The 12,337-nt window shown below is 65.9% G+C and carries 23 protein-coding genes; all 23 read right to left on the bottom strand.

The features are described from left to right. The gene (locus LZ198_RS22105; protein ID WP_253974009.1) at positions 1–654 is read right to left on the bottom strand and encodes an adenylate kinase; all 654 of its coding nucleotides are present in this window, start codon (positions 652–654) and stop codon (positions 1–3) included. Positions 655–800: 146 nt separating this feature from the next. Next, on the bottom strand, positions 801–2,147 hold the full coding sequence (gene secY / locus LZ198_RS22100) for a preprotein translocase subunit SecY (RefSeq protein WP_253974008.1): 1,347 nt from the start codon (positions 2,145–2,147) through the stop codon (positions 801–803). A 134-nt stretch (positions 2,148–2,281) separates the two neighbouring features. Next, positions 2,282–2,809 (bottom strand): 50S ribosomal protein L15, encoded by a 528-nt coding sequence (gene rplO, locus LZ198_RS22095; RefSeq protein ID WP_253974007.1) that lies wholly within the window; start codon positions 2,807–2,809, stop codon positions 2,282–2,284. Between the two features lie 19 nt (positions 2,810–2,828). Continuing rightward, on the bottom strand, positions 2,829–3,098 hold the full coding sequence (gene rpmD, locus LZ198_RS22090; RefSeq protein WP_253974006.1) for a 50S ribosomal protein L30: 270 nt from the start codon (positions 3,096–3,098) through the stop codon (positions 2,829–2,831). A 2-nt stretch (positions 3,099–3,100) separates the two neighbouring features. Further along, a complete protein-coding gene (rpsE, locus tag LZ198_RS22085; RefSeq protein ID WP_253974005.1) occupies positions 3,101–3,622 on the bottom strand; it encodes a 30S ribosomal protein S5 in 522 nt (173 codons plus the stop codon). A 19-nt stretch (positions 3,623–3,641) separates the two neighbouring features. Beyond that, complete coding sequence (rplR, locus tag LZ198_RS22080) at positions 3,642–3,998, bottom strand: 50S ribosomal protein L18 (RefSeq protein WP_234068627.1); 357 nt, start codon at positions 3,996–3,998, stop codon at positions 3,642–3,644. Positions 3,999–4,106: 108 nt separating this feature from the next. Beyond that, the gene (gene rplF / locus LZ198_RS22075) at positions 4,107–4,673 is read right to left on the bottom strand and encodes a 50S ribosomal protein L6 (protein WP_253974004.1); all 567 of its coding nucleotides are present in this window, start codon (positions 4,671–4,673) and stop codon (positions 4,107–4,109) included. A gap of 64 nt (positions 4,674–4,737) precedes the next feature. Further along, complete coding sequence (rpsH, locus tag LZ198_RS22070) at positions 4,738–5,142, bottom strand: 30S ribosomal protein S8 (RefSeq protein WP_253974003.1); 405 nt, start codon at positions 5,140–5,142, stop codon at positions 4,738–4,740. A gap of 196 nt (positions 5,143–5,338) precedes the next feature. Continuing rightward, a complete protein-coding gene (locus tag LZ198_RS22065; RefSeq protein ID WP_002633595.1) occupies positions 5,339–5,524 on the bottom strand; it encodes a type Z 30S ribosomal protein S14 in 186 nt (61 codons plus the stop codon). A gap of 27 nt (positions 5,525–5,551) precedes the next feature. Further along, positions 5,552–6,082: a 50S ribosomal protein L5 gene (gene rplE / locus LZ198_RS22060; protein WP_253974164.1), complete on the bottom strand. Its 531-nt coding sequence runs from the start codon at positions 6,080–6,082 to the stop codon at positions 5,552–5,554. Positions 6,083–6,386: 304 nt separating this feature from the next. After that, positions 6,387–6,716 (bottom strand): 50S ribosomal protein L24, encoded by a 330-nt coding sequence (rplX, locus tag LZ198_RS22055; protein WP_253974002.1) that lies wholly within the window; start codon positions 6,714–6,716, stop codon positions 6,387–6,389. 43 nt (positions 6,717–6,759) lie between these two features. Beyond that, the gene (gene rplN / locus LZ198_RS22050; RefSeq protein WP_046714296.1) at positions 6,760–7,128 is read right to left on the bottom strand and encodes a 50S ribosomal protein L14; all 369 of its coding nucleotides are present in this window, start codon (positions 7,126–7,128) and stop codon (positions 6,760–6,762) included. 66 nt (positions 7,129–7,194) lie between these two features. Then, positions 7,195–7,521 carry a 30S ribosomal protein S17 gene (gene rpsQ, locus LZ198_RS22045; RefSeq protein WP_201768921.1) on the bottom strand — a complete coding sequence of 109 codons (327 nt, stop codon included), beginning with the start codon at positions 7,519–7,521 and terminating at the stop codon, positions 7,195–7,197. A 90-nt stretch (positions 7,522–7,611) separates the two neighbouring features. Beyond that, complete coding sequence (gene rpmC, locus LZ198_RS22040; RefSeq protein ID WP_253974001.1) at positions 7,612–7,827, bottom strand: 50S ribosomal protein L29; 216 nt, start codon at positions 7,825–7,827, stop codon at positions 7,612–7,614. A 43-nt stretch (positions 7,828–7,870) separates the two neighbouring features. After that, the gene (gene rplP, locus LZ198_RS22035) at positions 7,871–8,290 is read right to left on the bottom strand and encodes a 50S ribosomal protein L16 (RefSeq protein ID WP_234068632.1); all 420 of its coding nucleotides are present in this window, start codon (positions 8,288–8,290) and stop codon (positions 7,871–7,873) included. A gap of 67 nt (positions 8,291–8,357) precedes the next feature. Next, positions 8,358–9,020 (bottom strand): 30S ribosomal protein S3, encoded by a 663-nt coding sequence (rpsC, locus tag LZ198_RS22030; RefSeq protein ID WP_002633602.1) that lies wholly within the window; start codon positions 9,018–9,020, stop codon positions 8,358–8,360. 41 nt (positions 9,021–9,061) lie between these two features. Next, positions 9,062–9,406, bottom strand: coding sequence for a 50S ribosomal protein L22 (gene rplV, locus LZ198_RS22025; protein WP_141327456.1), 345 nt, complete (start codon positions 9,404–9,406; stop codon positions 9,062–9,064). 35 nt (positions 9,407–9,441) lie between these two features. Continuing rightward, positions 9,442–9,729, bottom strand: coding sequence for a 30S ribosomal protein S19 (gene rpsS, locus LZ198_RS22020; protein WP_046714300.1), 288 nt, complete (start codon positions 9,727–9,729; stop codon positions 9,442–9,444). A gap of 15 nt (positions 9,730–9,744) precedes the next feature. Next, positions 9,745–10,590, bottom strand: a complete 846-nt coding sequence (rplB, locus tag LZ198_RS22015) for a 50S ribosomal protein L2 (RefSeq protein WP_253974000.1) — start codon at positions 10,588–10,590, stop codon at positions 9,745–9,747. 34 nt (positions 10,591–10,624) lie between these two features. After that, entirely contained in the window at positions 10,625–10,918 is a 294-nt protein-coding gene (locus LZ198_RS22010) for a 50S ribosomal protein L23 (RefSeq protein ID WP_206716909.1), read from the bottom strand. After that, on the bottom strand, positions 10,915–11,538 hold the full coding sequence (rplD, locus tag LZ198_RS22005) for a 50S ribosomal protein L4 (protein WP_253973999.1): 624 nt from the start codon (positions 11,536–11,538) through the stop codon (positions 10,915–10,917). The genes LZ198_RS22010 and rplD overlap by 4 nt, the downstream gene beginning before the upstream one ends. Before the next feature lie 53 nt (positions 11,539–11,591). Next, positions 11,592–11,900: a 30S ribosomal protein S10 gene (rpsJ, locus tag LZ198_RS22000; protein WP_002633608.1), complete on the bottom strand. Its 309-nt coding sequence runs from the start codon at positions 11,898–11,900 to the stop codon at positions 11,592–11,594. A 201-nt stretch (positions 11,901–12,101) separates the two neighbouring features. Then, a partial coding sequence (locus LZ198_RS21995) for an EF-Tu C-terminal domain-related protein (protein WP_456094077.1) occupies positions 12,102–12,337 on the bottom strand: 236 nt, incomplete at its 5' end.

Below are 12,337 nucleotides of genomic sequence, written 5' to 3'. Positions count from 1 at the left end.
TCAGCCGCGGCCCTTGCCCGCCGCCGCCTTGATCTCCTCGTAGATGCCGTCCGGCGAACCCACGCCGTCCACGCTCTTGAGGATGCCCTTCTTCGCGTAGAAGTCCTTCAGCGGCGACGTCTCCGCGTCGTACTTCTGCAGCCGCTTCTCGATGACGTCCGGCATGTCGTCCGGGCGCTGCACCAGCCCCGTGCCGCACTTGTCGCAGAAGCCGGCCCGCTTCGGCGGGCTCTGGTCCACGTGGTAGACGCTGCCGTCGGCCGGACACACCCGGCGCCCGGAGCCGCGCTCCACCAGCGTCTTGTGTGGCACCTCGAGCGAGATGACCGCGTCCAGGCGCTTGCCCAGCCCGGACAGCATCTTGTCCAGCGCGTCGGCCTGGGCCGGCGTCCGGGGAAAGCCATCGAGGACGAAGCCGTTGGCCACGTCCGCGTGCTTCAGGCGGTCCTTGACGATGCCGATGACGACGTCATCCGGCACGTACTGGCCCGCCGCCATCAGCGGCCCCGCGATCTTCCCCATCTCCGTGCCATCCGCCACCGCCTTGCGCAGGATGTCGCCGGTCGAAATCTGCGGGATGTGGAAGTCGGCGAAGAGCTTCTTCGCCTGGGTACCCTTCCCCGCGTTCGGCGGTCCCAACAGGATCAGGTTCATGTGCTCCTCTCAGCTCCCAAGGAAGGCACGGAAGTCGTCGGCCACGAAGCTCCCATGCGCCCCCCGTGTGCACCACCGGATAGCTTGAACGACGAGGCGCCCCTCCCCACGACGAGGAGAGGCGCCCGGGATGCGAACGTCGAGACTCAGGCCGCCACGCGCACCCGGCCGCGGATGCGAGGGCCACGCGGCCCGGCGAAGCCTTCGTAGTTGCGGCTGATGAGGTGACCCTCGATCTGCTGCACCGTGTCCAGCGCCACGCCCACGACGATGAGCAGCGCGGTGCCGCCGAAGCGGAAGGGCACGTTCAGCAAGCCGCTGATGACGGACGGAATCACGCAGATGACCGCCAGGTACAACGCACCACCGAACGTGAGCCGGTTCAGCACGCGCTCGATGAACTCCGCCGTCTGGCGACCCGGACGGATGCCGGGGATGTAGCCACCCTGCTTCTTGATGTTGTCGGCCACGTCGTCCGGGCGGAAGGTCAGCGCGGTGTAGAAGTACGCGAAGAAGATGACCAGCAGCACGAACAGGCCGTTGTAGATCCAGAGGTTGCCCTCGATGGCCCGCTGGAAGCCCTGCAGGAACGGGAACCACGTCCCCAGCGTCGCCGGGAAGGACAGCACGGCGCCGGCGAAGATGGGCGGGATGACGCCGGAGGCGTTCACCTTCATCGGGAAGTACGTGGCCTGACCGGCGAACATCCGGCGGCCCGCCATGCGCTTGGCGTACTGGATGGGGATGCGGCGCATGCCGCGCTCCATGTAGACGACCACCGCGATGATGACGAGCATGAACGCCAGCAGCGCCAGGACCTCGGCCACCGTCACGACCTCCTGCCGGGTCAGGTCCAGCAGCGTCTTGCCGCCGGGAAGCACGCCCGCCACGATGCCCGCGAAGATGATGAGGGAGATGCCGTTGCCGATGCCGCGCTCGGTGATGCGCTCACCCAGCCACATGATGAAGGCCGTGCCAGCCGTCAGGCTGATGACCGTCATGAAGGTGAACCAGACGCTGTTGTCCGGGACGACCACCTGGTTGAAGCCGCTCTGGCCACCGTCGGAGCGGCCCAGCGACGCCAGGTACTGGGAGATGGCCACGCCCTGGATGACGGACAGGACGATGGTGCCGTAGCGCGTGTACTGGTTGATCTTCTGCCGCCCCGCCGCGCCTTCCTTCTGCAGGCGCTCCAGGCTCGGGATGACCACGGCCAGCAGCTGCATGATGATGGAGGCGCTGACGTACGGCATGATGCCCAGGGCGAAGATGGACATCTGTTCCAGCGCGCCGCCGGAGAACAGGTTGAACAGCGAGACCAGGCCACCCGATTGCTTCTGGGCGTCCATGAACGCGTTCATCGCCGCGCGGTCCACACCTGGGGTGTTGATGAAGATGCCGATGCGGTAGACCGCCAGCAGGGCGAGCGTGTAAGCCAGCCGGCTGCGCAGCTCCGCGATACGGAAGACGTTGGCGAAGGCATTCAGAGCCACGGGGTAGCCATCCTCTTCGTGAGGGTTCTGCCAGGACGACAAAACGCCCCTGTTCCACGGACGGGAAAGGGGCGCAGAAGCCTACACAAGCGAAATGGCGCGCACCACCGACAAGTGATGCGCGCCGGACATGCTCAGGCCTTGGGCTGCCGAGGAGCCTTGACGCCCTTGCCCGCGTGGGCCTTGGCGGCCGACTCCGGCTTGTGCGCCATGAGCGGCAGGACGTCCACCGCGCCGCCCGCCTTCTCGACCGCGGACTTCGCGGCCTCGGAGGCCTTGTGGACCCGGACGGTGACCTTCTTGGTCAGCTCGCCCTGGCCCAGCAGCTTCACGCCGTCGTAGCGGCCCTTCACCAGCCCCGCCTTCTTCAGGCCGGCCTCGTCCACCGTGGCGCCCGCCTCGAAGTGGGCCTCCACGTCAGCGAGGTTCACCACCGCGTACATCGTGCGGTTGGGGGAGTTGAAGCCGAACTTCGGCAGGCGGCGCTGGAGCGGGCTCTGGCCGCCCTCGAAGCCCTCGAACCGCATGTTGCCGGTGCGGGCCTTCTGACCCTTGCCACCACGACCGGCCGTCTTGCCCAGGCCGGAACCCTGGCCGCGGCCCACCCGCTTCTTGCGGTGCCACGAGCGCGAGGGACGCTTCAAACCGTGCAGAGTGCTCATTGTCTTGGGTCCTCTCGTCTCAGGCCTTGTCCTGCTTGGCCTGGTAGGCGCGCGCGCGATCCCGCAGGGCGATCTTGCGCGGCTTGCGGCGCTTCGGCGCCGGCGCCTCGGTGGACACCGTCTCCAGGGAGACCAGGTGCTTCACCTTGAACGCCATGCCACGAATGGCCGGCGTGTCCTTGAGCAGGCGCTCGTCACCGAACTTCTTCAGACCCAGGCCCTTGATCGTGCCCAGCATGTCCTCGGAAGCGCCCGCGTAGCTCTTCGTCAGCTTGACCTTGAGCGCCATGACTAGCCCCTCTGCTCCCCGGCGAGCTTCGCCGACTCGACGTCCTTGCCACGCAGGCGCGACACCTGGGCCGCGCTGCGCAGCTGCTTCAGGCCCGCCACCGTGGCCTTCAGCACGTTGTGGGGGTTCCGCGAGCCCTGGCTCTTGGTCAGGATGTTGCGGATACCCGCTGCCTCGAGCACCGCGCGGACCGCGCCGCCGGCGATGACGCCCGTACCTTCGCTGGCCGGCTTGAGCAGCACCCAGCCGGCGCCGAAGTGCCCGAGCACCTCGTGCGGAATCGTGTGACCCATCAGCGGAACGCGGAACAGGTTCTTCTTCGCGTTCTCGCCACCCTTGCGGATGGCCTCGGGGACCTCGTTGGCCTTGCCCAGGCCCACGCCCACGTGACCGGCGCCATCACCCACCACCACCAGGGCGGCGAACGAGAACCGGCGGCCGCCCTTCACGACCTTGGCGACGCGGTTGATGTTCACCACGCGGTCGGTGAGGTCCAGATCGTTCGGATTGATCGGAGTTGCCACTTGGAAATCCTTTCGAAAGCTAGAACTTCAGCCCGGCCTCGCGCGCGGCATCAGCCACGGCGGCGATACGCCCGTGATAGGGGAAGCCGTTGCGGTCGAACACCACCGCCTCGACGTTGGCAGCCTTGCACCGCTGCGCGATGAGCGAACCCACCCGCTTCGCGTCCGCCTTCTTGTCGCCTTCGTCCTGGCCCTTCAGCTCCTTGGACAGCGACGAGGCAAACGCGAGGGTACGGCCCGTGGTGTCGTCCACCACCTGCGCATAGATGTGCTTGAGGCTCTTGTAAACGGTGAGCCGCGGCCGCTCGGGCGTGCCCGACAACTTCTTGCGGATGCGGTTCTTCCTCTTGAGACGGGGATCGATCTTCGTCGGCATGGCTGCTTCCTTTTCCTTCCGGCGGCGATACGGACTTCCACCGCCGGATGATGCCGCCAGGCCTCCAGGGCCCGGCGGGATTGAGTCCACTCAGGACAGACGGGACGACTAGGTCGTTCCGGTCTTGCCCTCCTTACGGCGGATGCGCTCCTCGGCGTACTTGATGCCCTTGCCCTTGTAGGGCTCGGGCGGACGCAGCGAGCGGATGTTGACCGCCGTCGCGCCCAGCACTTCCTTGTCCGCCGAGCGCAGCGTCAGGCCCACGGTGGGGAGGCTGTCCTCGGTGCGCGCCTGCTTGTCCACTTCCGCCGTCACACCCTCGGGGAGGTTGAAGACGATGGGGTGCGAGTAGCCCAGCGAGAAGTGGATCGCCTTGCCCTTCACCTCGGCGCGGAAGCCGACGCCACGGATGTCCAGCTTCTTCTCGAAGCCCGTGGACACGCCCTTGGCGGCGTTCGCGAGGATGGTGCGGGTCAGGCCGTGCAGGCTGCGCGCCTCGCGGGAGTCATCCTCGCGCTGCACGGTGACCTGACCGTCCTTGACCTCGACCTTGACCTTGATGGGCAGCTTCACCGACAGCTTGCCCTTGGGGCCCTCGAAGTTCACCTGCTGGCCGGCGACGATGGCCTTCGTCTTGTCGCCGAGCTTGATCGCCAGTTTTCCAATCCGACTCATGGTTGCCTCGGTCCTGTATGCCCGGGGCGCGCACTCTCACGAGGCGCGGCCACCAGGCCGCTGGCTAGTAGACGGTGCAGAGCAGCTCGCCGCCCGCCTTCTGCTTGCGGGCCTCGGAGTCCACCAGGATGCCGCGCGAGGTGGAGAGGATGGAGATACCCATTCCGCCCAGCACCGGCTTGATGTCGTTGATGCCCACGTAGCGGCGGAGGCCCGGCTTCGACACGCGGCGGATGCCGGTGATGGCGGGGCTGCGGTCCGGCCCGTACTTGAGCTGAACGGTGATCTCGCTCTGCGGCGAGCCGTCCTGGGTGTGGATGGTGAACTCCCCGATGTAGCCCTCGTCCTTGAGGACCTTGATGATCTCGAGCTTGAGCTTCGAGTGGGGGATGACGACCTTGTCGTGACGCGCGCGCGAAGCATTGCGCAGGCGGGTCAGCATGTCGCCAACGGGATCATTGACCGGCATGGGCTACCTTCCAGAGGCGAGGCCCCTCTCCGGGCACCTCGCGTTCGCGACCACCGCGCCTGCCGGGCCCATCCCGGGGGTTCGCGTCGGTCGCCACTTCACTGCATTGAAGCTTCTTCCGCCGTGCCCCTCGTGGAGCACGACCAGGGCGCCTGGCGATCCCATCTGGGGATCCCGGGCGCCCTGCCCTACCGCATCACCAGGACGACTTGGTGACGCCGGTGATCTCGCCGCGCAGCGCACGGTTGCGCAGGCAGATACGGCACATCTTGAACTTGCGCAGGAACGCGCGGGGACGGCCGCAGAGCGGGCAGCGGTTGTACTGGCGCACCGAGAACTTCGGCTTGCGCTTCGCCTGGGCGATCTTGGAGAGCTTGGCCATTGTCTTTAAGGTCCTTGGCTCGAGGGCTTACTGGCGGAACGGCATGCCGAAGTGACGCATCAGCGCCAGCCCCTGCTCGTCGTTCTGGGCGGTGGTGACGAAGCTGATGTTGAGCCCCTTCACCTTCTCGATCTGGTCGTAGTTGATTTCGGGGAAGATGATCTGCTCGCGGACGCCGAGCGTGTAGTTGCCCTTCCCGTCGAATGCCTTCGGAGACACGCCCTTGAAGTCACGCACGCGCGGCAGCGCCACGGTGATGAGGCGGTCCATGAACTCGAACATGCGGTCGCCGCGCAGCGTGACGGCGGCACCGATGGCCTGCCCCTGGCGCAGCTTGAAGTTCGCGATCGACTTGCGGGCGCGCGTCACGATCGGCTTCTGACCGGTGATCGCCGCGAGCTGGTCCACCGCGGACTCGAGGATCTTGTTGTTGGCGAGCGCCTCGCCCAGACCCATGTTGACGACGATCTTCTGGAGCCGGGGAACCTGCATCGGGTTCTTCAGACCCAGCTCCTTCATGAGGGCGGGGACGCCTTCCTTGCGGAAGCGCTCCTTCATGCGCGCCGGCTTGCTCTCGAGGCCTTCCTCGATGTTCGCCGCGAAGCCAACCTTCTTGGCCTCTTCCTTCTTGCCGCGCTTCGCCTTCTTTTCCTTCTGCTCGGCCTTCTTCTCGTCAGCCATCGTCGTGTCCTCTGCTTCGGGGCGCCGTCGTGGACCCAGCGCGTCCGATCAGTCCTTCTGATGAAAATCCGTGAACAACCCAAGGGCCCTGTCCGATACCTGGGCCCTCTAGCCTGCACGCCCCTCTACCCACCCACCTGGGTGGACAGAAGGGCGCGCATACATGCCCCAACAGGGACTCCTAGTCAATCAGGGCGTCGCAGTTCTTGCAGAACCGCTTCTGCTTCTCGCCCTCGGCCCGGATACCCACACGGGTCGGCTTGTCGCACTTGGCGCACACCACCTGGACGTTCGCCAGGGCGATGGTGCCGGGCTTCTCGACAATGCCACCCTCGGGGCTCTGGGCGGTCTTGCGCAGATGGCGCTTGACCAGACGCAGACCCTCGACCGTGACGCGACCCGCCTCGCGGTCGATCTTCAGCACCTTGCCGCGCTTGGTCGCAGCGCTCTTCTCGGAGGCCTCGGCCCCGGCCATGACCTGGACCGTGTCTCCCACCTTCATCTTCTGCATGGCTTCCTCTCTCTGGCTGCTCGCCGTCCGGCCTGGGGTCCCCTCAGAGGACTTCGGGCGCCAGCGAGATGATCTTCATGAACTTACGGGCGCGCAGCTCACGGGCCACAGGGCCAAAGATGCGCGTGCCAATGGGCTCCATGTCCTTGTTGATGAGGACCGCGGAGTTGCCGTCGAACTTGATGAAGCTGCCGTCGGGACGACCCACCTCGCGCTTGGTGCGAACGATGACCGCCTTGGCGACGTCACCCTTCTTCACCTTCGAGTTGGGCAGCGCCTCGCGGATCGACACGACGATGACGTCGCCGATGGACGCGTACTTGCGCTTCGAACCGCCGAGCACCTTGATGCAGAACACCTTCTTCGCGCCCGAGTTGTCCGCCACGTCGAGCACGCTCGTCATCTGAATCATCTGAGAATCTCCTATCGCCGGTGGCTCCACCAGGCCGTCTCACGAGGGCCCGGGTGGAGGTGCGTGCTAGACGTTCTTGCTCTTCTCCAGCACCTCGACCACGCGCCAGCGCTTGTCCTTCGAAGCGGGCTTGGTCTCGGCGATCCGGACCCGGTCACCCTCGTTGATGGTGACCTTCTTCGGGTAGTCGTGGTCCTCCACGTGCGCCTTGTACTTCTCGCGCAGGCTCATGATCTTCCCGTACTTCGGGTGCGGAGCCCGACGCTGGACGGTGACGACCACCGTCTTCTGCATCTTGTTGGAGGTCACGATGCCCACGCGCGTCTTGGGACGACCGCGGGTGGAGGTCTCAGCCTTGGGTGCTTCAGTCGTTTCAGCCATCTGTTCTCTCACTGTCTCTCATGCACCCGGGCGCTCTCGCACTCCCGGATGGCCGCACGCACCCGCTTCCGGGCGAGCGCGCTTGGTGTCCCACGTCGAGGGCTAGCCCTTCGACGTCTTCCGCTTCTCGCTGAGCACGCCGAGCACCCGGGCCAGGTCGCGCCGGTGCTGGGTCCGCTCCGCCGGGCTGTCCAGCGAGCCGGTCCGCCGCTTCAGCTGGTCCTGGAACAGCGTCTCGCGCAGCTCCGTCGCCCGCCGCTGCAGGTCGTCCGCCGACAGGTCCCTCAGTTCCTTCGAAGTCGCCATTGCAATCTCCACATGCGTGCGGGAGCCCGCTCGAGAGGGGCTCCCGCCGCGGTGCCTAGAGGCTCAGATCCGAGCGCTTCACGATGCGGGTCAGCACCGGCAGCTTCGCCTGCGCCAGCTTCAGCGCCTGCGTCGCCACCTCCGGGGTCATACCCTCCATCTCGTAGAGGATGCGACCGGGCTTCACCACCGCGACGTAGTACTCCACGCCACCCTTGCCGGTACCCATACGAGTCTCGGCGGGCTTCTTGGTGATGGGCTTGTCCGGGAAGATCCGGATCCAGATCTTGCCGCCACGCTTCACGTGACGGGTCATCGTGATACGGGCCGCCTCGATCTGCCGGGAGGTGATCCACCCCGGCTGGAGGCTCATCAGGCCGTACTCACCGTAGGTCAGGTCGCTGCCACGGTGCGCGGCGCCGGGCGTGCGGCCCTTGTGCATCTTGCGGTACTTCGTACGTGCAGGCTGAAGCATCGTCGTGGTCCTTCACTGCCCTGCTCCGGGTGCCCCCTGTTCGAGGGCACCGGGCGCAAGCGGGCTCTTACCGGTTGGAGGGCATGGGGGCCTGGCCACCCTTACCCGGGAGGACCTCGCCCTTGCAGACCCAGACCTTGCAGCCAATCTTGCCGTAGGTCGTCTTGGCCTCGGCGAAGCCGTAGTCGATGTCCGCGCGGAGGGTGTGCAGGGGCACGCGGCCCTCGCGGTACCACTCGTAGCGAGCCATCTCCGCGCCACCCAGGCGGCCCGAGCAGGCCACGCGGATGCCCTTGGCGCCGAACTTCATGGCCGTCTGCAGCGCCTTCTTCATGGCGCGGCGGAAGGCGATGCGGCGCTCGAGCTGCGTGGCGATGTTCTCCGCCACGAGCTGCGCGTCGGTCTCCGCCTTGCGGACCTCGACGATGTTGAGGAAGACCTCGTTCTTCGTGAACTGCTGGAGGTCCTTCTTCACCGTCTCGATGCCCGCGCCGCGCTTGCCGATGACGATACCCGGGCGCGCGGTGTGGACGTTGACCTTCACCTTGTTGGCGGCGCGCTCGATCTCCACCTTGGACACGCCCGCGTGGTTCAGCGACTTCTTCACGAACTCGCGGATGCGGATGTCCTCATGCAGCCACTGCGCGTAGTTCTTGTGCTCGAACCACTTGGAGTCCCAGGTCTTGATGACGCCAAGCCGGAACCCGATCGGATGAACTTTCTGTCCCAACGTGAATCTCCTTGAAGCGTCCGGGCAGGGCCCGACGGGTCCTACTTCTTGGCCTCGGCCAGCACCACGTGAACGTGGGCGGTCTTCTTCTTGATGGGGGTTGCCCGGCCCATGGCGCGCGGCATGAACCGGCGCTGGGTGGGGCCCTGGTCCACGGAGATGGTCTTGACGTAGAGCGTGTCCACGTCGACCTGCCCCTTGGACTTGTCCGTCGCGTTGGCCACGGCGCTCTTGATGAGCTTCTCCACCGGGAGGGCCGCCGCGCGGGGGGTGAACTTCAGGATGTTGAGGGCCGCCTCGACGGGCTTGCCCCGGACGAGCGCCGCGACGGTGGACAGCTTGCGCGGGCTCATGCGCAGGAAACGCAGATGTGCAGTCGACTCCATGGTCATCTCCTCAGCTTCTCAGGCAATGCACCTGGCTACTTGCCCGGCGCCTTGGCGACCTTCTTCTCCGCCGAGTGACCACCGAACGTACGCGTCGGGGCGAACTCGCCGAGCTTGTGGCCGACCATGTTCTCCGTGACGAACACCGGGATGAACTTCTTCCCGTTGTGCACCGCGAAGGTGTGACCCACGAACTCCGGCAGGATGGTGGAGCGGCGGGACCACGTCTTCACGACAGTCTTCTTGTTCGTCTTGATCATGTCCTCGATCTTCTTCACGAGGAAGTCGTCGACGAACGGACCCTTCTTGATCGAACGAGCCATGGCTTGCGAATCCTCTTACTGGCTGCGCGCGCCCTGGCGGCGGCCGCTCACGATGAACTTGTCGGTACGCTTGTTGGTGCGCGTGGTGAGGCCCTTGGTCTTCTTGCCCCACGGCGACACCGGGTGCGGGTTACCCTGACCGGACTTACCCTCACCACCACCGTGCGGGTGGTCCACGGGGTTCATCGCGAGACCACGAACCGTCGGGCGGATGCCCAGCCAGCGGCTCTTACCCGCCTTGCCGATGCGGATGATCTCGTGCTCGATGTTGCCCACCTGGCCCACGGTGGCGCGGCACTCGATGAGGACCATGCGGACGGAGCCGGAAGGCATGCGCACCTGCGCGTAGCGGCCCTCCTTCGCCATCAGCTGGCCAGACGTGCCGGCCGAACGGATGATCTGCGCGCCGCGGCCCGGCTTGAGCTCCACGTTGTGGATGACCGTACCCACCGGGATGTTCTGCAGCGGCAGGGAGTTGCCCGGACGGATGTCCGCCTGGTCACCGGCGAAGAGCGTGTCGCCCACGTTCAGGCCCACGGGGGCCAGGATGTAGCGCTTCTCGCCGTCCGCGTAGTGCAGCAGCGCGATGTTCGCGGTGCGGTTCGGGTCGTACTCCACCGCCACGACCTTGGCCGGCACGCCGTCCTTGTCACGACGCTTGAAGTCGATGACGCGGTAACGGCGCTTGTGACCACCGCCCTGGTGACGGCGGGTGATGTGTCCGTGGACGTTGCGGCCGCCCGAGCGCTTCAGCGGCTCGGTCAGCTTCTTCTCGGGCGCGTCCTTGGTGATGTCCGCGAAATCGGACACCGTCATCAGACGGCGGGCGGCGCTTGTCGGCTTGTACTTCTTGATGCCCATGGTGTGTTCCTCAGGCTGACCTTACGCCGTAGCGTCAGGCCGCCCCTCCCTCGAAGAGTTCGATCGAGTCGCCTTCCTTGAGGGTGACGACCGCCTTCTTGAAGTTGGGCCGCTTGCCGATGCTCCGACCCACGCGCTTGATCTTGCCGCGGACGATGTTCGTGCGGACGCCCTCGACCGTGACCTTGAACAGCGTCTCCACCGCGCGAGCCACGTCGTGCTTGGTGGCCTTGCGGTCGACGATGAACGAATACTGCCGGAACTTCTCGCGGGCCTTGTCCAGCTTCTCGGTGATGAGCGGGCCCTTGATGACGTCACTGAGATTCATGAGAGCGCCCCTTCGAGGGACTTCGCGGCCGCGGAGGTGAGAACCAGGTGCGAGTGCTTCAGCACCGCCTCGAGGTTGAGACCCTCGGGGGGCAGCACGTCGAACTTCGCCAGGTTGCGCACGCTGCGGTGCAGGTTGGTGTTGCCCTTGTCGTCCACCACCAGGGCGTTCTGCAGCTTCAGGCGCTTGGTGAGCACCTCGAAGGCCTGCTTGCTCTTGGGGGCGTCCAGGGAGAACCCGCTCAGGATGATGAGCGTCTTCTCCTTGGCGCGCAGGGACAGCGCGGACTTCAGCGCACCGCGGCGCACCTTGCGGGGCGGACGGTAGAAGTAGTCGCGAGCCTTGGGAGCCATCGCCTTGCCGCCGCCCACCCAGTGGGAAGCGCGGATGGAACCCTGGCGGGCGCGACCGGTGCCCTTCTGCTTCCAGGGCTTCTTGCCGCCGCCGCTGACCAGCGAGGTGTTCTTCACACCCACCGTGCCGCGACGCCGGTTGATCTGCTGCATCTTCGCAACCTCGTAAAAGAGGTGCGTGTTCGGCTCGGCGCCGAAGACATCGTCGGAGAGCTCGATCTCCGACACCTTCTTCAAATCCAGGTCGACAACGTCAAACTTCGCCATGGCACTTTCCTCGCGGGGGTCGGAGTGAAACCACTCGGACGCCCACCCGCTTCCTAGGACTTGATCTCGACGTCAACGCCGGCCGACAGATCCAGCTTCATGAGCGCATCCAGCGTCTGCTGCGTGGGCTCGAGGATATCGAGCAGGCGCTTGTGCGTACGGATCTCGAACTGCTCGCGGCTCTTCTTGTCCACGTGCGGCGAGCGCAGAACCGTGAACTTGTTGATGCGCGTAGGAAGGGGGATCGGACCGGCCACCTTCGCGCCCGTGCGCTTGGCCGTCTCGACGATCTCTCCAGCGCTCTGGTCCAGGAGCTTCGAGTCGTATGCCTTCAACCGGATGCGGATCTTCTGTGTCGCCATTCGCAAGAACCTCTTAGAACGAACCCTGTGCCACCGCCTCGGGAGGCGCTACGACCGACGTCCCCTGGTTGTCACAGAGCCGTTTCTTCAGAACGAAGGGGCGCGGTGATTACCATCCCGCCCCGGTGTATGCAACTGGATTTCCTCCGGCTCCCTGGAAATTCCCCGGAAGGGACGTCCGAGGGAGCCGGAAGGGGTCTACTACTCGATGACCTCGGCCACGACGCCGGCGCCCACCGTGCGGCCGCCCTCGCGAACCGCGAAGCGCAGCTCCTTCTCCATCGCCACCGGGGTGATCAGCTCCACCTCGATCGCGATGTTGTCGCCCGGCATCACCATCTCGACGTTCTCCGGCAGCTTCACCGTGCCCGTCACGTCCGTCGTGCGGAAGTAGAACTGCGGACGGTAGCCCTTGAAGAACGGGGTGTGACGTCCAC

This window comes from Myxococcus dinghuensis, from assembly GCF_024198235.1.
Lineage (GTDB): Bacteria > Myxococcota > Myxococcia > Myxococcales > Myxococcaceae > Myxococcus > Myxococcus dinghuensis.
This window is presented reverse-complemented; position numbering and strand designations above follow the sequence as displayed.

What these genes read in the sequence shown, in the direction of transcription:
- LZ198_RS22105 (WP_253974009.1), bottom strand. Translation starts at nt 654, where the DNA reads ATGAACCTGATCCTGTTGGGACCGCCGAACGCGGGGAAGGGTACCCAG.
- rplO (WP_253974007.1), bottom strand. Translation starts at nt 2,809, where the DNA reads ATGAGCACTCTGCACGGTTTGAAGCGTCCCTCGCGCTCGTGGCACCGC.
- rpmD (WP_253974006.1), bottom strand. Translation starts at nt 3,098, where the DNA reads ATGGCGCTCAAGGTCAAGCTGACGAAGAGCTACGCGGGCGCTTCCGAG.
- rplR (WP_234068627.1), bottom strand. Translation starts at nt 3,998, where the DNA reads ATGCCGACGAAGATCGATCCCCGTCTCAAGAGGAAGAACCGCATCCGC.
- rplF (WP_253974004.1), bottom strand. Translation starts at nt 4,673, where the DNA reads ATGAGTCGGATTGGAAAACTGGCGATCAAGCTCGGCGACAAGACGAAG.
- rpsH (WP_253974003.1), bottom strand. Translation starts at nt 5,142, where the DNA reads ATGCCGGTCAATGATCCCGTTGGCGACATGCTGACCCGCCTGCGCAAT.
- LZ198_RS22065 (WP_002633595.1), bottom strand. Translation starts at nt 5,524, where the DNA reads ATGGCCAAGCTCTCCAAGATCGCCCAGGCGAAGCGCAAGCCGAAGTTC.
- rplE (WP_253974164.1), bottom strand. Translation starts at nt 6,082, where the DNA reads ATGAAGGAGCGCTTCCGCAAGGAAGGCGTCCCCGCCCTCATGAAGGAG.
- rplX (WP_253974002.1), bottom strand. Translation starts at nt 6,716, where the DNA reads ATGCAGAAGATGAAGGTGGGAGACACGGTCCAGGTCATGGCCGGGGCC.
- rplN (WP_046714296.1), bottom strand. Translation starts at nt 7,128, where the DNA reads ATGATTCAGATGACGAGCGTGCTCGACGTGGCGGACAACTCGGGCGCG.
- rplP (WP_234068632.1), bottom strand. Translation starts at nt 8,290, where the DNA reads ATGCTTCAGCCTGCACGTACGAAGTACCGCAAGATGCACAAGGGCCGC.
- rplV (WP_141327456.1), bottom strand. Translation starts at nt 9,406, where the DNA reads ATGGAGTCGACTGCACATCTGCGTTTCCTGCGCATGAGCCCGCGCAAG.
- rpsS (WP_046714300.1), bottom strand. Translation starts at nt 9,729, where the DNA reads ATGGCTCGTTCGATCAAGAAGGGTCCGTTCGTCGACGACTTCCTCGTG.
- rplB (WP_253974000.1), bottom strand. Translation starts at nt 10,590, where the DNA reads ATGGGCATCAAGAAGTACAAGCCGACAAGCGCCGCCCGCCGTCTGATG.
- LZ198_RS22010 (WP_206716909.1), bottom strand. Translation starts at nt 10,918, where the DNA reads ATGAATCTCAGTGACGTCATCAAGGGCCCGCTCATCACCGAGAAGCTG.
- rplD (WP_253973999.1), bottom strand. Translation starts at nt 11,538, where the DNA reads ATGGCGAAGTTTGACGTTGTCGACCTGGATTTGAAGAAGGTGTCGGAG.
- rpsJ (WP_002633608.1), bottom strand. Translation starts at nt 11,900, where the DNA reads ATGGCGACACAGAAGATCCGCATCCGGTTGAAGGCATACGACTCGAAG.